Raw genomic sequence first — 19,205 nt, forward strand, 5'->3', positions numbered from 1 at the left:
TGGCCAGGGGCACGTCCTGGATTCGGGCCGCGTGCACCGCACGGAACGCGAAGAAGTAGGCCGTGCCCAGGCAGGCGAAGGCAAAGACGACACCGAGCCAAAGCCTAGCGCTTGATGCCCTTCTCATGGTCTTCCTCCTCCAACAGACGGGCGTCGGGGCCCATGAACTCGACCTCGCGGGCGAGCGTGAAAGTCTGCGCGGCGTCCCGCACGCGGACGGTGAACCTGAACGGCCCGCGGTAGTCCTTGCGGTCCGCCACCAGCACCAGCGGGCTGACCGACTCCGCCATCGCCGCCAGCGTGACGGGCGCCGCGAAACCGCTTTGCCGGAGTCCGGCGGGCAGGCCCTCGGCCGACACCACAAAGGTCGCCGGCCCGGCGCGCTTGTTGACCAGCCGCACCAGGAACTGGTCCCGCACCTCGTCCGGCCCGACGAAATAGGCCGCCCCACCCGTGCGGTAGACGAGGAAGCTGACGGGCTTGACCGTGGAGAACGCGAAGGCCGCCACCGTCGCGCCGACCGCCAGCAACACGCCATAGAGGATGGTGCGCGGCCGGACCCAGCGGGTGGCGCCCCCGCCGAAACCCGCCAGCGAGTCATAGCGGACGAGGCCGGCCGGCCGGTGCACCTTTGCCATGACCTCGTCGCACGCGTCGATGCACGCGGCGCAGCCGATGCACTCCAGCTGCATGCCATGGCGGATGTCGATGCCCGTCGGGCAGACCTGCACGCAACGATTGCAGTCGATGCAATCACCCGGTTTTGCTTCGGGCGGCTTGTAACCTAATAGGTTGCAGGAGACCTGATCGCGCTGGAGCTTGCCGCGCGGCTCGCCGCGCCTGCTGTCATACCCGATGACCACGGTGTGGTCGTCGGTCAGCGCCGACTGCAGGCGGCCGTAGGGACAGATGACGATGCAGAGCTGCTCGCGGAACCAGGCGAAGTTGAAATAAAGCACGCCGGCGGCGGTGAAGACGAAGAGAAAGGCCGCCCAGTGCTCGCCCGGCGCCGCGTGCATGAAGGACCATAGCTCCGGCAGGCTCACGAAATACGCGAGGAAAAGGTGCGTGATCGCCAGCGAGACGACGACATAGAGCGCGTGCTTGGCGGCGCGGCGGAAAAACTTGCCGGCGGACATCGGCGTCGCCTTGAGCGCGCGACGCGCGGGAGCGTCGCCCTCCAGCCAGCGCTCGATGCGGCGGTAGACATGGTCGAGGAACACGGTCTGCGGGCAGGCCCAGCCGCACCACAGGCGGCCGAACAGCGCGGTGAGGAAGAACAGCCCGAAACCGAGGCCGGTGACGCCGAAGAAGAGCAGCCACGCATCCTGGGCCGCGAGCGTCCAGCCGAAGAAGTGGAAGCGCCGCTCGGCGACGTCGAGAAACACGGCCGGGGCGCCGTTGACCGGGATCCACGGCAACAGCAGGTAGACGGCGATCAGCAGCCAGGCACCGAGCCGGCGCCAATGCGTGAACCGGCCGCGCACATCGGCGGGATAAAGAAAATAGCGCGACCCGTCGGTGTTGATGGTCGTGACGGAGTCGACCGCCGGTGCGTGGCGCGCCGGACGGGGCTTGGGCGGGACTGTGGGTTCGGCGCTCATGCGTGGTTTGAGCCCTGGTAGCGGCGCTCTGCGAGCGCCGGACGGCGGTCACAGACCGCCGCTACAGGATCACTTCGGAACTTCGACCGTGATCGGCTCCCCCGGTTGATGGTGGCTGAGGACGTAGGCCACGACCTCGGCGGTCTTCTTCTGGCCGAGCACGGGCTCCCAGGCGGGCATGCCCTTCGTGAGGACGCCCTTGGAGACCGTGGCGAAGACCTCCTTCGGCGTGCCGCCGTGGAGCCAGGCGGTGTCCGTGAGGTCGGGGCCGACGGCGGCCGGGTTCTCCGACTTGCCGCGCAGGCTCGCCAGGTGGCAGGCGATGCAAAGGGAGTTGAACGTCTGCCGGCCGGCGTCGACGAACACCGGGTTGCGGGCCATCTCCCAGAACCTGGCGTCATTGGAGACGTCGATCGACGAGGCCATCTTGGCGGCCGCGATCCGGTTCATGGCGGCGTCCACCGCGGCCCCGTCCGTCACCGCGAGGCCGGAGATCATGTGGGCGAACCAGTAGACAATCCAGAACAGGATGGCGCCGTAGAGCGTGTAGAGCCACCAGTTCGGCAGGCGCTGGTCGTATTCCTGGATGCCGTCGTAGGTGTGCTCCCGGAGCTTGATGCCGGGATCGTCAGGCGGTGGGGGGGACGGGGGCATGGCGGGCGGATCACTCGTTCTCGAACGGCAGGCGGGCGAGCCGGTCGGCTTGTTCGGGCTTCATGTGCGTCGCCCGCCAGGCGGCGGCGAGGTAGATGCACGACGCGACAGCGAGGGCGATGACGGGGAACACGAGCTGCCAGTCTTCGTAGATGATGCGGTGGATCATGGGAGGCGGGGGGCTGAGGGTGGGATGGATTGGTCTGATTCGTTCTCGTTCTCCTAATCTTTCTCGTAATCTCTGATGGGAAGCAGACCGGCGGCGGGGAGGACGATCAGGATGACGAGAACGAGAATGATTATCAGATGATGGCCGGGCGGTTCAGGGCACGGCGGAGGCGGCGGCCGGGGACCCGGCGGCGCCGGTGGGCTCCCAGGTTTTGCCGAGGCTCTGCAGGTAGGCGATGAGCGCGACGACCTCGCGGTCGGGATCGACATAGCGGCCCTGGGCCTTGAGTTCCTTCGCGATGTCCTTCGCCTGCTCCTTCGCGAGGGTGTCGATCATCGCCGGCGACCAGGACGGGAACGGCACGCCGAGCATCCGCTGGACGCGGATCTTCGCCGGGAGCGCGGCGTAGTCGGTGCCCTGCTCCAGGAGCCAGGTGTAGGCCGGCATGTTGGAGCCGGTGGAGATGTTGCGCGGGTTCTGGAGGTGGTCGTAGTGCCAGGCGTCGTTGTATTTGCCGCCGACCCGGGCGAGATCGGGGCCATTGCGCTTGGAGCCCCACTGGAAGGGGTGGTCCCAGATGGATTCACCGAGGCGGGAGTAGTCGCCATAGCGCATCACATCCGGGACCAGGGTGCGGATCATCTGCGAATGGCAGAGATAGCAGCCCTCGCGGACGTAGAGGTCGCGGCCGGCCAGCTCGAGCGGGGTGTAGACCCGGGCGATGCGGTCCTCGGTCTGCATCCGGCGGTCGATGGTGATCATCGGGATGATCTGGATCAGCCCGCCAATGGCGACGGCGAGGAAGGTCAGCACGGTGAACGGGAGGGCGTTGACGAGGAGGCGGTCATACCAGTCGCTCCAGGTCTTGCCGCGGGACTCGAAGTGCCCGATCGCGAGCAGCACGCAGAACATCGTGGCGAGCAGGCCGAGGATGTTGAGCAGGCCGGTGGTGAACATCCACACGCAGGCGCCCGTGAGGCCGAGGACGGTGAAGACCACCGGGGCGCTGAGGAAGGTGCCGCGCACGCCGAGGGCCCCGCCCGGGACGGGCGTCTCGACGAAGACCTCCATCGTGCCGTTGACGGCGGCCGCACCGCGGATGCTGCGCCAGATGTTCCAGCCCATGATGAGGAAGCCGGCGAGGTAGAGCCCGCCGCCCACGACGCGCAGGAGCATGAGCGGGCGGATGGCGTTGAGCGTCTCGAGGAAGTTGGGATACTTCAGGATGGTGCCGCCCTCGGCGGTGGCGTTGAGCATCAGGCCCTGGGTGATGCCGGAGGCCCACATGGCCGCGACGTAGAGGAGGATGCCGGTCAGCCCGATCCAGAAGTGAAGGTTGGCCAGGGACTGGGAGTGCAGCGGCCGGTTCCAGAGGCGCGGCACGAGCCAGTAGAACATGCCGGCGGCCATGAAGCCGTTCCAGCCGAGCGTGCCGACGTGGACATGGCCGATGATCCAGTCGGTGTAATGCGCCAGCGCATTGACGGCCTTGATCGAGAGCAGCGGCCCCTCGAAGGTGGCCATGCCGTAGAAGGTGACGCCGGCGGCGAAGAACTTGATCACCGGGTCGGTGCGGAGCTTGCCCCACGCGCCGCGGAGCGTGAGCAGGCCGTTGAGCATGCCGCCCCACGACGGCGCCCAGAGCATGAGCGAGAACGTTGTGCCCAGCAGCTGGAGCCAGTTGGGCAGCGCGGTGTTCAGCAGGTGGTGCGGGCCGGCCCAGATGTAGAGGAACACGAGGGACCAGAAATGGATCACCGACAGCCGGTAGGAATACACCGGCCGCTCCGCCGCCTTCGGCAGGAAGTAATACATGATGCCCAGGATCGGCGTGGTGAGGAAGAACGCCACGGCGTTGTGCCCATACCACCACTGCACCAGGCCGTCCTGCACGCCGCCGAAGACCGGGTAGCTGTGCAGCAGCGACGTCGGGATCGACAGGTGGTTGACGATGTAGAGCATCGCCACCGTGATGATGGTCGCGATGTAGAACCAGAGGGCGACGTAGAGGGACTTCTCGTGGCGCCGCGCCAGGGTCCAGAAGAAGTTCACCGCGAACACCACCCAGATGACGGCGACCGCGATGTTGATGGGCCAGATGAGCTCGGCGTATTCCTTGCCGCGCGTGAGGCCGAGCGGGAGCGTGATGGCCGCGGCCACGATGATGAGCTGCCAGCCCCAGAAATGGAGCGACGAGAGAAAGTCGCTCGCCAGCCGCGCCTTCACCAGGCGCTGCGTCGAGTAGTAGATGCCGGCGAACATCATGTTGCCGACGAAGGCGAAGATGACGGCGTTGGTGTGCAGCGGGCGGAGCCGGCCGAAGCTCAGCCAGGCCTGGCCGAAGTTGGCCTGCCAGAAATTGAGCTGGGTCGCGACGAGGGTGCCGACCAGCATGCCGACGACGCCCCAGACGATGGACGCGAGCATGAACTGCCGGACGATCTTGTCGTTGAATTCGATGGTGATTTTCTGGCCGTGGGTCATGGGAAGGCGTGGAGGTCTTAGAAATAGACCGGGTCGGACGCCGGATCCTCGGCGGCGGCGCGCCTCAGGCAGCGGGCACAGGGCGGACGCGAGCCGTTGCGGCAGCTGCAGGCACGAGCGTGATCATGGCCGTCACGCCCCGCCTCGCGGGGCGTCTCGTCGGCCAGGGGCAGCAGGGAATCGCGCTCAGTGCTGGCGAAGCGGCGGCGGCGCTGCTCGTGGGCGAACAGGGCGATGAACAGACCCGCCAGCAGCAGGCTGAAGAAGATGGTAAGCGGAATGACGGACATGGCGTGGAATGTCGGGCCCACCCTACCAGCCGGCGCCCGACCCCGCTCTGCACCGCTTGGCCATCACCGCGCATTTCTTGTCCCACCGGCACAAACGGTGCGCACCATTGGCCAAGACCTGCCCAGCGGGAGCGGCCCGGCGGTGTCATGATACGGGCATGACTTCCGGAATGGACACGCTCCTCCGCTCCCTGGGGTCCGCCATCAAGGCCGGCTGGACGGCCCACCTGAAGGAGTCCTCGCCGGCCCCGCCGGATGCCGCCGCGCTCGTCAACCCGGAGATGCTGGTGTTCATGCTGGACGAAACCCTGGCGCGCCTGTGCGCCACCCTGGAGAAATCGCCGGAACCACCCCGCCCGCGAATCACGGCCACACCCTTTGGCCGGACGCGCGGCAGCGTCCACTGCGGTTTGCAACTCCTGCTGATCTACTACCTGGCCGGCGCCCGCGCCCTGCGGGAGGCGCTGCCCGTGGAGCTCGGCCCGGCCCGCGTGGAGGTGTTGCACCGTTTCAACCGGCTCGCCCGCGAGGAAATGATCGCCCTGTGCGGCGCCTGCCATCACCGCGGCGGCGCGTCCTGCCAGCTGGCCACGGGCCTTGATTTCGTGCGGTCGCGGCGCCGCGGCCAACCCGTCCCATGACCCTCACCCTCAAGGAAGCCGCCCGCCAGAACGGCCGCGTCATCTACCTCGAGCTGATGGTGCTCGTCCTGTCGCTCTACGCACTCGCTGCGCTCACGGCCGAGCTGCTGCTGCCCCTCGACCAGGAGGTCCGCGCGCTGCTGCGGCGGACCGACGACTTCGTCTGCGCGGTTTTCCTGCTGGATTTCTGCGTGCATCTCGCCCTGGCGCCGTCGAAAAAGGTGTTCTGGCGGTTGGGGTGGATCGACCTGCTATCCAGCATCCCCGAGATCGGGTGGCTCCGCTGGGGCCGCCTCTTCCGTGTCTTCCGGATCCTGCGGGCGCTGCGCTCGTTTGCCGCGGTCTACAACCACTTCGCCGCCGACCGCGCCAAGGGCACGTTCGTCATCGTAGGCCTGATGTCGGTCATCGCCGTGCTGTTCGCAACCATCGCCGTCTTCGAGTTCGAGCACGGGGTGCCCGGCTCGAACATCCACTCGGCGGGTGACGCGCTGTGGTGGGCGTTCGCCACCATCACCACCATCGGCTACGGCGACCATTACCCGGTGACCGGGGGCGGCCGGATCGTGGCGGTGGTGCTCGTGGTCTTCGGGCTGAGCTTCTTCGGCACGTTCACGGCCTACGTGGCCAGCTTCTTCCTCGAGAAGACCCAGCTGAAGGAGGAATCGGAAATCCACCGCCTCTTCTCCGAGGTGCGGAAGCTGCGCGAGCAGCTCGAACGGCTTGAGCTGGCGGGCGCGGTCAGGCCGCGGGAAGCCCCGCCCGCCGCTTCGCCGGCAACTCATCCGTCAGCCGGTCGCAATCCCGGGTGAACTGGCGGTGGCCCGATCGAAGGAACGGCTCACCGTCCCATGCGCCGCCGGACCGCCACCGCCGTGTGGCGCGCAATCATCAGGTCTTCGTCCGCCGGCACCACAAAGATGGTGCACGGACCGGCAGCAGCGCTGATGACACCGGCATGCCGCGCATTACGCCGCCGGTCGAGGCGGACCCCGAGGTGGCCAAGCTGGGCGCAGATCGCTTCCCGCACGGGCGCCAGGTGTTCGCCCACGCCGCCGGTGAAAACCAGTGAATCGATCCCACCCAGGACCGTGGTAAACGCCCCGATCTGCTGGCGGACGCGGTCGCAAAACATCTCCAATGCGAGCCGCGCCCGCGGGTCCTGCCGCCGGCGCGCCAGCAACTGGCGCAGGTCGCCGCCGTGTCCGGCAATGGCCGTGAGGCCGGATTGGTGGTTGACGATGCCTTCCAGTTCATCCGCGCCCTTGCGGCTTTGCCGCAGCCAGTGGACGACTACGCCCGGATCGAGGTCACCGGAACGGGTCGCCATCAGGATCCCCCCCGCCGGAGTAAACCCCATGGTGGTATCGAGCGGCCGGCCGTGATCGACCGCCGTCAGGCTGGCTCCGCTGCCGAGATGGGCGAGCACGGCACGGCCCAGCCGTTTTGCGCCGAGGCGGTGCACCAGGTATTCGTAGGACAGCCCGTGGAAACCATAACGGTGCACCCCGCGGCCAAGCATGGCGGCGGGCAGGGGCAGTTGGCGGGCCCGTTCCGGCATTGCCGCATGAAATGCGGTGTCAAACACCGCCACCTGGGGCAGCGCCGGAAACACCTTCGTCACCGCCGCGATCGCGGCCAGTTCAGCCGGCAGATGCAGGGGGGCAAAGGGCACGGCCTGCTTCAACCGGGCACGGACCGCCGCCGTGAGTCGCACCGGACGCAGGTAGCGCGCCCCGCCGTGCACCAAGCGGTGACCCACCGCCGTGGGAGCCGGCAGGCCATGGCGGCCCAGGGCGAGAAAGATCGCACCCGGCACCGCCGCCGCATTCCGAAATTTCCGCCCCCGCTGCTCCAGCAACGCGCCACCCGCATCCTGCAACCAGATGCGGCCCGTGGCCCCGCCGATATCCTCCGCGGCCCCTCGCGCCAGCAGCCGGGGTTCGCCCCGCCCGGCGCGAAACAGCGCAAACTTGAAGGAAGACGAACCGCGGTTGAGGGTGAGGATGATGGTGGCCATCGCAGAGATCCCACTCAATCGGTCCACACCCAGTCGCGGATTTCCGGGAGATCCTCGAAGTGTTCGTGGATGTATTCCGTGTGCCGGACGAGCATTGTCTGCGCGTGGTCGGTGAGCGCGGCGGCGCCGGCCAGGCCCGGGGGCAGATAGTGCAGCGCATCGAGGCAAAGATGATAGCGGCTGAGCCGGTTGAGCACCACCATGTCGAAGGGGGTCGTGGTGGTGCCTTCCTCATTATAACCGCGGACATGAAAGCGCTCCGGCCGCGGCCGCCCGTGCAGCAGCTGGTGGACGATGCCCGGATAGCCATGGAAGGCGAAAATCACGGGCCGGTCCGCGGTGAACAGCTCGTCAAACCGGTCGTCCGCCATGCCGTGCGGGTGCCGGTCCCGCGGCGGGAGGGTCATCAAGTCCACCACATTGACCACGCGGACGCGCAAGCCCGGGAGCCAGCGGCGCAGCAGCCAGGCGGCCGCCACCGTTTCGAGCGTCGGAATGTCGCCCGCACAGGCGAGCACCACGTCCGGCTCACCCTCCCCGCCCGAACCGCACCACGCCCAGGCCGATGCCCCGCGGGCGCAATGCTGCCCGGCGGCAGCGTAGTCGAGCCACTGGAGTTGCGGCTGCTTGTCGATCACGATGAGGTTCAGGTAATTTTTGCTGCGCAGGCAGTGATCGGCCACGTGCAGCAGGCAATTGCCGTCGGGCGGCAGGTAGGCCCGCACAATGTTGCCCTGCTTGGAAAGCAGGCTGTCGATGAAGCCCGGGCCCTGGTGGCTGAAACCGTTGTGATCGTTCCGCCAGCACGTGGAGGTCAGCAGGTAGTTGAGCGACGGGACCGGGAGGCGCCAGGGGAGCCGCGCGCAATGCTCCAGCCATTTCGCGTGCTGCGCGGCCATGGAATCGATGATCGTCGCGAACGCCTCATAGGTCGCGAACAGCCCGTGGCGGCCCGTCAGCACGTAGCCCTCGAGCCAGCCGTGGCAGTTGTGCTCGCTCAGGACCTCCATCACGCGGCCGTCCGGCGTAAGGTGGTCGTCGTCCGCGTGCGCGCCGCGGACGAGACAGCGGTTGGTCGCGGCAAAGACATCGTCCAGCCGGTTGGACTGGGTTTCGTCCGGACAGAACAGCCGGAAGTTCGCCGCCGCCGCATTGCGGCGGAAGACATCGCGCAGATACCGGCCCAGCAACCGGGTCGACTCGTGCCGCTCCCGGGCGGGCCGGGTGATCGCGAGCGAATAGTCTTTCGTGTCGGGCAGATCGAGGGACACGGAGCAGCGACCGCCATTGGCCCGGGGATTCGCGCCCATGCGCCGGTCTCCGCGGGGCGAGAGCGCGGCAATATCCGGCCGCAGGCGCCCGGCGGCATCAAAGAGTTCCTCGGGGCGGTAGCTCCGCAGCCAGGCCTCCAGCTGGGCGAGGTGGGCGGGGTTGTCGCGCACATTCGCGAGCGGGACCTGATGGGCGCGAAAAGTGCCTTCAACCGGTTGGCCATCGACCATCTTCGGACCCGTCCATCCCTTGGGTGTGCGCAGCACGATAGCGGGCCAACCCGCCTGGTTCACCAGGCCGTCAGTGCGCGCCGCGCGTTGGATGACGCAGATCTTCGCATAGGCCTGTTCCAGCGTCGCGGCAAAGGCCGTGTGCATCGGCGCCGGGTCGCTACCCTCGACAAACAGGGGTTCGTAACCATGGCCGCGCAAAAACGCGGCAATCTCCCCATCATCCGCCCGGCCCCAGACCGTGGGGCCGGCGATTTTGTAGCCGTTGAGATGCAGGATGGGCAGCACGGCGCCATCGCGGGCCGGGTTCAGGAAGCGGATGCCTTTCCACGAACCCTCGAGCGGCGCGGTCTCGGCTTCGCCGTCACCGACCACGGCCACCGCGATCAGGCCGGGATTGTCGAACACAGCCCCGAAGGCGTGCATGAGCACATAGCCCAGTTCGCCGCCTTCGTGGATCGACCCCGGGGTGGACGCGCTGGCGTGGCTGGGAATGCCCCCCGGGGTGGAGAACTGGCGGAAAAGTTTCCGCAACCCGGCGGCATCGCGCGTTATCTCCGGATAAACCTCCGAATACGTTCCCTCCAGGTAGACGTTGGCCACCAACGCCGGGCCGCCATGGCCGGGTCCGGCCAGATAGAGGACGTCGGCGTCGTGCCGGCAAACCAGCCGGTTGAGATGCGCATAAATAAAACTGAGGCCCGGCGAAGTGCCCCAGTGTCCGAGCAGGCGGGGCTTGATGTGTTCCGGTCGCAGCGGTTCGCGCAACAGGGCGTTTTCCTGCAGGTAGATCTGGCCGATGGTCAGATAGTTTGCGGCGCGCCACCAGGCATCGAGCAAGGCCAGTTCCGGGGAATTGGGCATGGCATCAGGGTGGAACTGGAGCCGTTTCATCGGTCGCACGGTGAGATGCACTCTTTCCATGATTCAAAGAGTGAAGCTCGGGTTCCGTATTGGCCGGCGGTGCAACCCGCCCGGGCGATGCCGCAGGCGCTCCTTGGCCGCCAGCCGCGCGCGGCCGTGGAAGACGGCGAAGGTCCACGGTTGCCGGTTCATCGCGCTCGGGGCCTGCGCCGCCACGCGCAGCAGGTCGGGCACGACGGCGCCGGATGCCTCCGCATCCGAAAACTCGCGCACCGCGCGCCGCTGGTAGATGGCCTTGCGCAGTTCCATGGAGATCAGCGCCGGCCCATCGGCACGACCAGCACGGAACAACGGGCCTTGCGCAGCACCCCCTGGGCGGTGCTGCCGACGAGCAGGTCGTAGGCGAGCCCGTGGCCGTGCGAGCCAAGGACGATGTAGGCGGCCTTGGTGCTGGCGGCCTTGGCGAGGATGGTGGCCACCGTCCGGCCCGTGATCTGCACGGTTTGCACGGCCTGCTGCCCGCCGCTGCAGCGGCGGCCCAAGGCCCGCAGCCGGCGGGTCGCATATTTCTCGCCGGCTGTCACGGCCGCGGCCAGGGCCCCCGCGTCGAAGGCATAGGCGTCACCCAACAGCACGGGCGGGGGCTCGATGACATGCAGCAGGACCAACCGGGCCTTGGTGATCTTGGCGAGGGCACAGGCTGCGTCGCACACTCGGGTGGTGGCGGCCGAGAAATCCACGGGAACCAGGATGGCTTTCATGATACCCCAGTTTAGCCGCACCCCGGCCGCCGCGCTCCGCAACGCTTGCCGAGAGCTGGGCACATCTTGTGCCTGCATCCAGGTCGGAAAGTGCGCAATCCGTCACGACGCCCCGGCTCCTCCAGACCGTGACGACGGGCAAGCTGCAGCCCCGACGGCTCATCACCCACCGGTTCCCGCTGGACGACATCATGCGGGCTTATGATGTGTTCGCTAATGCCGCCCATGAGAAGACCTTGAAGGTGGTCCTGATCAATTGACCAACCCGCCTGCCCGGCCAGTTTCTGTTCGACAAATCCCTGCCCGGCTTCTTCAGTTCGGGGCATGGCTTCGCCTGCGAAAAAGTCCTTTTCCGTCGTCACCCTGATCATCGATCTGGCGCTCACCGCCGTCGCGTTTGCCATCTTTTACTGGCTGGTGAACTCCCACGTGCCGTCCAACGACCCGAAGATGATCATGTTCTTCGGCGCCTCGGGCGCCGCCTGCATGTCCGGGGTGTTCTGGCTGGCTTGGCAGATGCTGAAGGTCGTGTTCGCCTTCCAGCGCGACTCCCGCAAGTAACCCCCCGCCGCCGGCCCGGCGGCCATGGCCCCCTCCTCCACCCGCCATGAGCAACCTTTCCGTCCCGCCGAAGCTCCAGCCGCTCGTCGCCTACCTCGACACGCTGACCGCGCGCGCCTCCATCGAGCGCCTGCAGGAACTGCTCGCCGCCTCGAACGCCACGCTCGCCGACGTCGGCGAGTTCGTCCGCTTCGAGCCCGGCCACTACCAGCGCAACCTCGTTGCCCTCGGCCCGTGGTATGAGGTGCTCGTCATCTGCTGGCGCAGTGGCCAGCGCAGCCCCATCCACAACCACGCCCAGTCCACCTGCGGCCTCAAGGTCCTCAGCGGCATCTGCAGCGAGACGCTCTTCGCCCACTCGCCCTGCGGCCAGGTCGTCGCCCTCTCCACCAGCGAGAAGCACGCCGGCGATGTCTGTGCGTCGGAAGACGATGACACCCACCAGGTCTCCAACCTGCAGGCCCCGGGCGAGGACCTCGTGACCCTGCACATCTATTCGCCGCCGCTCCGCAAGATGAAGAAGTTCTCCATCACCAGCGCCGTCGCCGAGGACTGGCGCCCGCCGGTCGTCGAGTTCGCCCACGGCGAGGGCATCTGACCGGCGCGCGGATGACGACCCCCCGGCCCCAGCATGTCGCCGTCATTGGCGGCGGGTTCAGCGGCACGATGACCGCGGTCAACCTCGCCCGCCTCAGCCCCGCGCCGCTGCGCGTCACGCTGTTCAACCACGGTTCGCCGACGGGCCGCGGCATCGCCTATGGCACCCGCCGCCCCGAGCATCTGCTCAACGTTGCCACGCGCAACATGTCGGCGCTTCCCGACCACCCGAACCATTTCCTCGATTGGCTCCGCACCCGCACCGAATACGCCGGCGTGCCCGAGGCCGAACTGCGCGAGACGTTCATGCCGCGCCGCGTCTACGGCGACTATCTCCGCGGCCTGACGCAGCATTACGCCAAGCCCGTCGACCCGCGCGCCGGCGTGGAGTTCGCCGTGATCGGCGACGAGGTCCTCGCGCTCGAGGCCGCCGGGGACGGCGCCCGGCTCCGCCTCGCCGGCGGCGCCACGCTCGACGCCGACAAGGTCGTCCTCGCCACCGGCAACGAGCCGCCCGCCGACCTGCCGGGCAGCGACACCGTCGCCCGCCACGCCGCCTGGTGTGCCAACCCCTGGCTCGACTGGGAAACCCGCATCCCCGCCGCCGGCGACATCGTGCTGCTCGGGACCGGTCTCACCACGGTCGACGCGATCATCACGCTGCTCGCGCTCGACTGGCCCGGCACCATCCACGCCGTCTCGCGCAACGGCCTGCTGCCGGAGTCCCATTTCAAGGGCGTCGACGACCCGCATTTCCCGCCCGCCAGCGTCGACCTCGCCACGCTCGGCCTCGCCGGCCTGGTGCGCCTGGTCGGGGAGCACTGCGCCCGCCTGCGCACGGCCGGCCTCAACCCCGCCATGGTGGTGGACAAGATGCGCCCGCACACGCAGCGCGTCTGGGGCGCTTTCACCGACGCCGAGCGCCGCGAGTTCATCGCGAAGCACGCCGCGCGGTGGAACGTCCTGCGGCACCGCATCGCCCCGTCCATCCACCGCCAGGTCGCGGGCGCGCTGGAATCCGGCCGCTTGAAGATCACCCGCGCCGCCATCACCGGCGTGAAGCCACTCGGCGCGAAGATCGGCGTCGAGCTGCAGGACCGCGCGGGCGCCACCACGCTGCTCGAGGCCGCGCTTGCCATCAACTGCACCGGCCCGCACACCCGTTTCTCCGCCACCCGCTCGCCGCTGTTGCAACAGCTGTTGTCGAGCGGACTCGCCCAGCCGGACTCGATGGACATGGGCATCCGCGTCGAACCCGACTTTACCGTGGTGGAACGCAGCGGACAGCGCTCGTCCTTTCTCCATGCCATCGGCCCGCTCCTGCGCGGCACGTTGTGGGAAAGCGTCGCCGTGCCCGAGTTGCGCGGCCAGGCGCTGCGCGTCGCGCAGACCCTGCTCGACGCCGGCGCCCCCGCGCCGGCCGAGGCCGCCGTCATCGAGTATCAGATCTGAGCGCCGGCGCCGTGGTTGGGCGTCACGCATAACAGCCTTACGAGTCCGCCGGTGGAACCCGCGCTCCGCGCGGGTTTTCGCCGCTTGTCGGCGGACTCCACACCCAGGACCAATCGACCTCGCGAAGGCACAGCCCTTTCACAACGGGGTTGCGCAAGATGTAGGCATGCTTTTCCTCCAGGCTTGAGGCATGCCGGATCCGATGATCGAAGTAATTGGTCTGCCATCGGATTCCTAATTTGTGAGCCGCATAATGCTTCCACTCGCCGACGACACGGCTCATGTGGCCTTCGCGCGGAAAGGCCAAGAGGGCATGGGCGTGGTCCGGCATCAGCAGGAACAGCAGGCAATGCCAGCGCCCGTGATCATGGTAATGGCGCACGAAACCAAGTAACACCGGAGCGATATCCGGCTGCGTGAGCGGCCTGACGTTGTTGCCCGCCACCCGCAAGCGCACATGAAAGACTGAACCCACTCGGACCCACGACGGAATTTCATGGTGAAGACGCTGCGGGTAAGCGCGAAGTTCGCCCGATTCAGCCATCCAATCAGCCTACCGGAAAATGCACTCCGCACCAGCGCTGCGGACACCTCGGAATAGGTGGAACCTGCGCTCCGCACAGGTTAAGCCCGCGCGGAGCGCAGGCTCCACCTCAAGGCATCACACCTCAGACGTTCGTCACATCCGACCGGCGCCGGCCGAGGAAGGACGACACGAGGATCGCCGCCTCGTAGAGGATGATCAACGGCACGGCGAAGAGGGCCTGGTTGAACGGATCGGGCGTCGGGGTGACGACGGCCGCGATGATGAAGATCACCACGATGGCGTGGCGGCGGTATTTGCGCAGCGTCGCCACCTCGATCAGGCCCAGGTAGACGGCCAGCACCACGAGGAGCGGGAACTCGAACGCCCCGCCCATGCCCAGCACGAGCCAAAGGAGGAGGCTGTAATACTTGTCGGCCGTCCACAGCACCGTGTAGCCGAGCAGCTGGTTCAGCTCGAACGACACCCGGATGGTGCCCGGCACGAGCAGGAAGTAGCCGAACGCCGCGCCCCCGAGGAAGAGCCCGAACGCCACCAGCGCCGCCGGCAAGGCGACCTTCATCTCCCGCTTCGTGAGCGCCGGGGCGATGAACTGGCCGAGGAAAAACAGGAAGAACGGCTGCGACAGGATCAGGCCTCCGAGCAGGCACATGTCGATGACGACGGTAAACACCGCCATCGGGCTGTTCGTGACCAGGTCGGTCTTGAGGGCCGGATATTCCGCCTGCACCTGCTGCAGGGGCCGGATGAGCAGGTGCGACATCGCGTCGAGCTGGTAGGCGAGGACCGTCACGATGATGCCGAAAACCACCGCGCACTTGGTCAGCGTCCAGCGCAGGTCCTCGAGGTGGTCGAGGAAGCCCATGGGCTTGCCCGCGCCGGCCGGGGTCGCGGCCACACCGGACCCAGCCTCATCATATTCATCCACTGGGGGTTGCTGGTTCAAGTCCCGACCTAGAAACAAGTTTACGGCCGGCCGGCAAGGTCCGTATTTCAGGCCGGGCGGACCCGGCCTTTCCTCCGTCGCCTGGCAACGGAGGAGGGGTGTTTTTTGACCTCCTCGAACATTGACACCCCCGCCTACCCTCGCTCCGATGACCGTCCCTATTGTTCTTATTTCCCATGGCCAAAAAATCCTCCGCTAAGAAGTCCGCCAAACCGGCGGCCAAGAAATCAAACGCCAAGTCCGCCCAATACGTCTATACGTGGGGCGCGGGCAAAGCCGACGGCAACGGGGGCATGAAGGCCCTCCTCGGCGGCAAGGGCGCCAACCTCGCCGAGATGACCCGCATCGGCCTGCCGGTGCCCCCGGGCTTCACCATCACCACCGAGGTCTGCACCTACTTCTACGCCCACAAGAAAACCTACCCGAAGGAACTCCAGGCCCAGATGGCGGCCGGCGTCGCCAACATGGAGAAGATCATGGGCACGAAGTTCGGTGCCACCGACGGCACCCCGCTGCTCGTCGCCGTCCGCTCCGGCGCCCGCGACTCCATGCCGGGCATGATGGACACCATCCTCAACCTCGGCCTCAACGACTCGACCGTCGTCGCCCTCGTCAAGGCCACCAAGAACGAGCGCTTCGCCTGGGACTGCTACCGCCGCTTCATCCAGATGTATGGCGACGTCGTGCTCGGCGTGCAGAAGAAGGAAGGCGAGGACCACGAGCCGTTCGAGACCGTCATCGAGGGCTTCAAGCACGAGAAATACCACCAGGACATCGAGGACTCCAAGCTCACCGCCGCCGACCAGCAGGAGCTCGTCAAGCGCTTCAAGGCCCTCGTGCTCGAGCGCACCGGCCACGTGTTCCCCCATGACCCGTGGGACCAGCTGCGCGGCGCCGCCGGCGCCGTCTTCGGCTCGTGGATGAACGACCGCGCCATCGTCTACCGCCGCAAATACAACATTCCCACCGAGTGGGGCACCGCCGTCAACGTGCAGGCCATGGTGTTCGGCAACACCGGCGACACCTCCGGCTCCGGCGTCGCGTTCACCCGCAACCCGGCCAACGGCACCAACGAGTTTTACGGCGAGTTCCTCATCAACGCCCAGGGTGAGGACGTCGTCGCCGGCGTCCGCACGCCCGAGCCCGTCCTCAAGCTGAAGGACCAGATGCCCAAGTCCTACGCCGAGCTGCTGAAGGTCCGCGCGACCCTCGAGAAGCACTTCAAGGACGTCCAGGACATCGAGTTCACGATCCAGGAAGGCAAGCTGTTCATGCTCCAGACGCGCAACGGCAAGCGCACCGCCGCCGCCGCGCTCAAGTTCTCCATCGATATGGTGAAGGAGAAGCTCATCGACTGGAAGACCGCCATCACGCGCAATCCGGCCGACCAGCTCGAGCAGCTGCTCGCCCCGATCTTCGACCTCGCCGAGGTCAGAAAGGCGAAGGTCATCGCCACCGGCCTCCCCGCGGGCCCCGGCGCCGCCACCGGCAAGATCTACTTCAACGCCGACCGCGCCGTCACCGCCGCCGAGAAGGGCGAGAAGGTCCTGCTTGTCCGCGTCGAGACCTCCCCCGAGGATCTCCGCGGCATGATCGCCGCCGAGGGCATCCTCACCGCCCGCGGCGGGGTCTCCTCGCACGCCGCGCTCGTCGCCCGCCAGATGGGCAAGGTCTGCGTGTGCGGCGCCGCCGCCCTGCAGGTCGATTACGACAAGAAGACCGTCACCGTCTCCGGCGCCACCTACGGCGAGGGCGACTTTCTCTCGATCGACGGCACCGCCGGCACGGTCTACGCGGGCCAGATCAAGACCGCCCCGTCCGAGATCATCGCCGGCCTCATTCACGGCGACAAGGCCGCCCAGGCCACCGAGAAGTTCAAGAGCTACGTCCAGCTCATGAAGTGGTGCGCCCAGGCCACCAAGCTCCAGGTTCGCACCAACGCCGACACGCCCGAGCAGACCGCCCAGGCGATCGCGTTCGGCGCCGTCGGCATCGGCCTCACCCGCACGGAACACATGTTCTTCGAGGGCGACCGCATCGACGCCATGCGCGAGATGATCCTCGCCGACAACCTCGGCGCCCGCGAGGCCGCCCTGGCCAAGCTCCTGCCCTACCAACGCGACGACTTCTACGGAATCTTCAAGGCCCTCAAGGGCTTCCCGGCGACCATCCGCTTCCTCGACCCGCCGCTCCACGAGTTCCTCCCGAACTCGACGGACCAGCAGGCCGCCCTCGCGAAGAAGCTCGGCATCGACGTGAAGAAGATCGAGCACCGCGTGCACGAGCTCCACGAGTTCAACCCGATGCTCGGCTTCCGCGGCTGCCGCCTCGGCATCAAGTATCCTGAGATCACCGCCATGCAGGCCCGCGCCGTCCTCGAGGCCGCGGCCGACGCGACGAAGGCCGGCTTCAAGGCCAGGCCCGAGATCATGATCCCGCTCGTCGGCTTCAAGCGCGAGCTCGACCTCCAGGTCGCGCTCGTCCACGAGGTCGCCGCCAAGGTCCAGGCCGAGAAGAAGGTGAAGATCAGCTACAGTGTCGGCACCATGATCGAGATCCCGCGCGGCGCGCTCACCGCCGACGAGATCGCGCACACCGCCGAGTTCTTCAGCTTCGGCACCAACGACCTCACGCAGACCTGCCTCGGCATGTCGCGCGACGACTCCGGCTCCTTCCTCGGCGCCTATCAGGAGTCCGAGATCATGAAGAAGAACCCCTTCGCCTCGATCGACCAGACCGGCGTCGGCCAGCTGATGCAGATCGCCATCGAGAAGGGCCGGAAGACCCGCCCCGACATCAAGCTCGGCATCTGCGGCGAGCACGGCGGCGACCCGGACTCGGTGAAGTTCTGTCACAAGCTCGGCCTGAGCTACGTCTCGTGCAGCCCCTATCGCGTCCCCGTGGCGCGCCTGGCGGCGGCCCAAGCGGCCATCGCCGACCTGAAGAAATAACCGGTGGGGGCGGTTGCCCTCAACCGTCCTGCTCTTTCCAGCCCCGGCCTCACCGCCGGGGCTTTTTTATGTGCATCCTGCGGAATACTCCGCGGTCTTCGTGTCTCATCCCTGCACTCCGCGATTTCCCGGCGATCCCTTTTGTCCGAAAAAATCTGGCATGTGTCTAATATCCGGATTCCTTCCCCGTCTCATTCCCAACCAATCCCGCATGAAACTTCGCTCCCTGTTCACCGCCCTGCTTCTAGGCCTGTCTGTTTTCTCCGGCGCCCGGGCGCAGGAGACCGCACCCGCGCCGGAGGCCGCCGATCCGTCTCCCCCGGAGCTCAAGGCCCTGCTCGACCAGGTCGTCCTGAAGGCCCACGAGGGCCACCGCACCGCCGAAGCGCTGGCCCCCGAGCTCGCCCGGTTCGACGCCCTCCGCGAAAAATATGCCGCCAACAAGGATGCGGCTTCAACGATCGCGATCATGAAGGCCCTGCTCTATGTCCAGGTACTGGAGGACAACGCCAAGGGCCGTGAGCTCCTGCTCGGCGTCAAGCGGGACTACCCCGGCACCGAGGCCGCCCAGGCCACCGACCAGATGATCGCGCAACTCGACGAGGCCGGGAAGAAGGAAGCCACCCGGGCCGCGCTCATCGGTCACGCCGCCCCCGACCTGCACTTCCTCTGGTCGTCGCACGACGGCCTGAAGACGCTCTCCAGCCTCAAGGGCCGGGTCGTCGTGGTGGACTTCTGGGCCACGTGGTGCGGGCCGTGCATCCGTTCCTTCCCCCAGATCCGCGAGCATGTGGCCCGGTTCAAGGACGCCCCGGTCACCTTCCTCGGCGTGACGAGCATCCAGGGCCAGGTCAGCAATCTCGAGGCCCAGCCGATCGACACGAAGGGCGACCCCGCGAAGGAAATCTCCCTCCTGCCCCGCTTCATGCAGGCCAAGGAAATGACCTGGGACGTCGCGATCAGCGAGGAGGAGGTCTTCAATCCCGCCTACGGCATCGAGGGCATTCCCTTCCTCGCCATCATCGCCCCTGACGGCACGGTCCGTCACGTCGGCCTGCACCCCGGCGATCCGGAAGCCGACGTCGGCGGCAAGATCGAGGCCATCCTGAAGGAATTCAAGCTGCCGGTCCCGAAGGCGGGGTAGGCCAACCGTCCGCCCCGCTTC

Annotated in this window: 19 protein-coding genes; 8 read left to right on the forward strand and 11 right to left on the reverse strand. The window is 67.3% G+C overall.

From position 1 onward, the window contains the following. Positions 1–104 precede the first annotated feature (104 nt). The 5 genes from ccoG to BLU29_RS03660 all read right to left on the reverse strand — a co-directional run bounded on the left by ccoG (position 105) and on the right by BLU29_RS03660 (position 5,201). The gene (gene ccoG / locus BLU29_RS03645; protein ID WP_091055225.1) at positions 105–1,604 is read right to left on the reverse strand and encodes a cytochrome c oxidase accessory protein CcoG; all 1,500 of its coding nucleotides are present in this window, start codon (positions 1,602–1,604) and stop codon (positions 105–107) included. 69 nt (positions 1,605–1,673) lie between these two features. After that, a complete protein-coding gene (locus BLU29_RS03650; RefSeq protein ID WP_091055227.1) occupies positions 1,674–2,258 on the reverse strand; it encodes a cbb3-type cytochrome c oxidase N-terminal domain-containing protein in 585 nt (194 codons plus the stop codon). 10 nt (positions 2,259–2,268) lie between these two features. Next, on the reverse strand, positions 2,269–2,427 hold the full coding sequence (locus BLU29_RS17855; protein WP_157693603.1) for a hypothetical protein: 159 nt from the start codon (positions 2,425–2,427) through the stop codon (positions 2,269–2,271). A gap of 153 nt (positions 2,428–2,580) precedes the next feature. Next, positions 2,581–4,911 (reverse strand): cytochrome-c oxidase, cbb3-type subunit I, encoded by a 2,331-nt coding sequence (ccoN, locus tag BLU29_RS03655; RefSeq protein ID WP_091055228.1) that lies wholly within the window; start codon positions 4,909–4,911, stop codon positions 2,581–2,583. A gap of 17 nt (positions 4,912–4,928) precedes the next feature. Then, positions 4,929–5,201, reverse strand: coding sequence for a hypothetical protein (locus BLU29_RS03660; RefSeq protein WP_091055230.1), 273 nt, complete (start codon positions 5,199–5,201; stop codon positions 4,929–4,931). A gap of 170 nt (positions 5,202–5,371) precedes the next feature. Here BLU29_RS03660 and BLU29_RS03665 point away from each other — a divergent pair, with 170 nt between their 5' ends. Beyond that, the gene (locus tag BLU29_RS03665) at positions 5,372–5,842 is read left to right on the forward strand and encodes a hypothetical protein (protein ID WP_091055232.1); all 471 of its coding nucleotides are present in this window, start codon (positions 5,372–5,374) and stop codon (positions 5,840–5,842) included. Then, positions 5,839–6,654, forward strand: a complete 816-nt coding sequence (locus BLU29_RS03670; protein ID WP_197677758.1) for a potassium channel family protein — start codon at positions 5,839–5,841, stop codon at positions 6,652–6,654. The genes BLU29_RS03665 and BLU29_RS03670 overlap by 4 nt, the downstream gene beginning before the upstream one ends. Positions 6,655–6,683: 29 nt before the next feature. Here BLU29_RS03670 and BLU29_RS03675 read toward each other — a convergent pair whose 3' ends face one another. The 4 genes from BLU29_RS03675 to BLU29_RS03690 form a co-directional block, all read right to left on the reverse strand. Further along, positions 6,684–7,862: an acetate/propionate family kinase gene (locus BLU29_RS03675; protein ID WP_091055234.1), complete on the reverse strand. Its 1,179-nt coding sequence runs from the start codon at positions 7,860–7,862 to the stop codon at positions 6,684–6,686. Positions 7,863–7,876: 14 nt separating this feature from the next. Next, positions 7,877–10,228: a phosphoketolase family protein gene (locus tag BLU29_RS03680; RefSeq protein ID WP_197677759.1), complete on the reverse strand. Its 2,352-nt coding sequence runs from the start codon at positions 10,226–10,228 to the stop codon at positions 7,877–7,879. 63 nt (positions 10,229–10,291) lie between these two features. Then, on the reverse strand, positions 10,292–10,537 hold the full coding sequence (locus BLU29_RS03685) for a nitroreductase family protein (protein WP_091055237.1): 246 nt from the start codon (positions 10,535–10,537) through the stop codon (positions 10,292–10,294). A gap of 5 nt (positions 10,538–10,542) precedes the next feature. After that, positions 10,543–10,989 carry a universal stress protein gene (locus tag BLU29_RS03690; protein ID WP_157693604.1) on the reverse strand — a complete coding sequence of 149 codons (447 nt, stop codon included), beginning with the start codon at positions 10,987–10,989 and terminating at the stop codon, positions 10,543–10,545. A gap of 68 nt (positions 10,990–11,057) precedes the next feature. Between BLU29_RS03690 and BLU29_RS17860 the strand changes: the two genes are divergently transcribed. The 4 genes from BLU29_RS17860 to BLU29_RS03705 all read left to right on the forward strand — a co-directional run bounded on the left by BLU29_RS17860 (position 11,058) and on the right by BLU29_RS03705 (position 13,599). Then, positions 11,058–11,249, forward strand: a complete 192-nt coding sequence (locus tag BLU29_RS17860) for a hypothetical protein (protein ID WP_157693605.1) — start codon at positions 11,058–11,060, stop codon at positions 11,247–11,249. A 64-nt stretch (positions 11,250–11,313) separates the two neighbouring features. Further along, positions 11,314–11,550: a hypothetical protein gene (locus tag BLU29_RS03695; protein WP_091055240.1), complete on the forward strand. Its 237-nt coding sequence runs from the start codon at positions 11,314–11,316 to the stop codon at positions 11,548–11,550. A 46-nt stretch (positions 11,551–11,596) separates the two neighbouring features. After that, positions 11,597–12,148 carry a cysteine dioxygenase family protein gene (locus BLU29_RS03700; RefSeq protein WP_091055242.1) on the forward strand — a complete coding sequence of 184 codons (552 nt, stop codon included), beginning with the start codon at positions 11,597–11,599 and terminating at the stop codon, positions 12,146–12,148. 11 nt (positions 12,149–12,159) lie between these two features. Beyond that, positions 12,160–13,599: an FAD/NAD(P)-binding protein gene (locus BLU29_RS03705; protein ID WP_091055243.1), complete on the forward strand. Its 1,440-nt coding sequence runs from the start codon at positions 12,160–12,162 to the stop codon at positions 13,597–13,599. 37 nt (positions 13,600–13,636) lie between these two features. Here BLU29_RS03705 and BLU29_RS03710 read toward each other — a convergent pair whose 3' ends face one another. Together BLU29_RS03710 and tatC are read right to left on the reverse strand one after the other, a co-directional pair. Continuing rightward, complete coding sequence (locus BLU29_RS03710) at positions 13,637–14,143, reverse strand: transposase (RefSeq protein ID WP_091055245.1); 507 nt, start codon at positions 14,141–14,143, stop codon at positions 13,637–13,639. Between the two features lie 124 nt (positions 14,144–14,267). Continuing rightward, positions 14,268–15,041, reverse strand: a complete 774-nt coding sequence (tatC, locus tag BLU29_RS03715; RefSeq protein ID WP_091055247.1) for a twin-arginine translocase subunit TatC — start codon at positions 15,039–15,041, stop codon at positions 14,268–14,270. 224 nt (positions 15,042–15,265) lie between these two features. On the opposite strand from tatC, the gene ppdK reads away from it, so the two are divergent. Together ppdK and BLU29_RS03725 are read left to right on the forward strand one after the other, a co-directional pair. After that, the gene (gene ppdK, locus BLU29_RS03720; RefSeq protein ID WP_091055249.1) at positions 15,266–18,040 is read left to right on the forward strand and encodes a pyruvate, phosphate dikinase; all 2,775 of its coding nucleotides are present in this window, start codon (positions 15,266–15,268) and stop codon (positions 18,038–18,040) included. A gap of 211 nt (positions 18,041–18,251) precedes the next feature. Then, complete coding sequence (locus BLU29_RS03725; protein WP_157693606.1) at positions 18,252–19,184, forward strand: TlpA disulfide reductase family protein; 933 nt, start codon at positions 18,252–18,254, stop codon at positions 19,182–19,184. Positions 19,185–19,205: the final 21 nt, after the last annotated feature.

Origin of the sequence: Opitutus sp. GAS368 (assembly GCF_900104925.1) — a bacterium.
GTDB lineage: Bacteria > Verrucomicrobiota > Verrucomicrobiia > Opitutales > Opitutaceae > Lacunisphaera.

What these genes read in the sequence shown, in the direction of transcription:
- BLU29_RS03675 (WP_091055234.1), bottom strand. Translation starts at nt 7,862, where the DNA reads ATGGCCACCATCATCCTCACCCTCAACCGCGGTTCGTCTTCCTTCAAG.
- BLU29_RS03700 (WP_091055242.1), top strand. Translation starts at nt 11,597, where the DNA reads ATGAGCAACCTTTCCGTCCCGCCGAAGCTCCAGCCGCTCGTCGCCTAC.
- ccoN (WP_091055228.1), bottom strand. Translation starts at nt 4,911, where the DNA reads ATGACCCACGGCCAGAAAATCACCATCGAATTCAACGACAAGATCGTC.
- BLU29_RS03660 (WP_091055230.1), bottom strand. Translation starts at nt 5,201, where the DNA reads ATGTCCGTCATTCCGCTTACCATCTTCTTCAGCCTGCTGCTGGCGGGT.
- BLU29_RS03670 (WP_197677758.1), top strand. Translation starts at nt 5,839, where the DNA reads ATGACCCTCACCCTCAAGGAAGCCGCCCGCCAGAACGGCCGCGTCATC.
- ppdK (WP_091055249.1), top strand. Translation starts at nt 15,266, where the DNA reads ATGGCCAAAAAATCCTCCGCTAAGAAGTCCGCCAAACCGGCGGCCAAG.
- ccoG (WP_091055225.1), bottom strand. Translation starts at nt 1,604, where the DNA reads ATGAGCGCCGAACCCACAGTCCCGCCCAAGCCCCGTCCGGCGCGCCAC.
- BLU29_RS03680 (WP_197677759.1), bottom strand. Translation starts at nt 10,228, where the DNA reads ATGCCCAATTCCCCGGAACTGGCCTTGCTCGATGCCTGGTGGCGCGCC.
- BLU29_RS17855 (WP_157693603.1), bottom strand. Translation starts at nt 2,427, where the DNA reads ATGATCCACCGCATCATCTACGAAGACTGGCAGCTCGTGTTCCCCGTC.
- BLU29_RS03705 (WP_091055243.1), top strand. Translation starts at nt 12,160, where the DNA reads ATGACGACCCCCCGGCCCCAGCATGTCGCCGTCATTGGCGGCGGGTTC.
- BLU29_RS03710 (WP_091055245.1), bottom strand. Translation starts at nt 14,143, where the DNA reads ATGGCTGAATCGGGCGAACTTCGCGCTTACCCGCAGCGTCTTCACCAT.
- BLU29_RS03725 (WP_157693606.1), top strand. Translation starts at nt 18,252, where the DNA reads ATGAAACTTCGCTCCCTGTTCACCGCCCTGCTTCTAGGCCTGTCTGTT.
- BLU29_RS03695 (WP_091055240.1), top strand. Translation starts at nt 11,314, where the DNA reads ATGGCTTCGCCTGCGAAAAAGTCCTTTTCCGTCGTCACCCTGATCATC.
- BLU29_RS03665 (WP_091055232.1), top strand. Translation starts at nt 5,372, where the DNA reads ATGGACACGCTCCTCCGCTCCCTGGGGTCCGCCATCAAGGCCGGCTGG.
- BLU29_RS03685 (WP_091055237.1), bottom strand. Translation starts at nt 10,537, where the DNA reads ATGGAACTGCGCAAGGCCATCTACCAGCGGCGCGCGGTGCGCGAGTTT.
- BLU29_RS03650 (WP_091055227.1), bottom strand. Translation starts at nt 2,258, where the DNA reads ATGCCCCCGTCCCCCCCACCGCCTGACGATCCCGGCATCAAGCTCCGG.
- BLU29_RS03690 (WP_157693604.1), bottom strand. Translation starts at nt 10,989, where the DNA reads ATGAAAGCCATCCTGGTTCCCGTGGATTTCTCGGCCGCCACCACCCGA.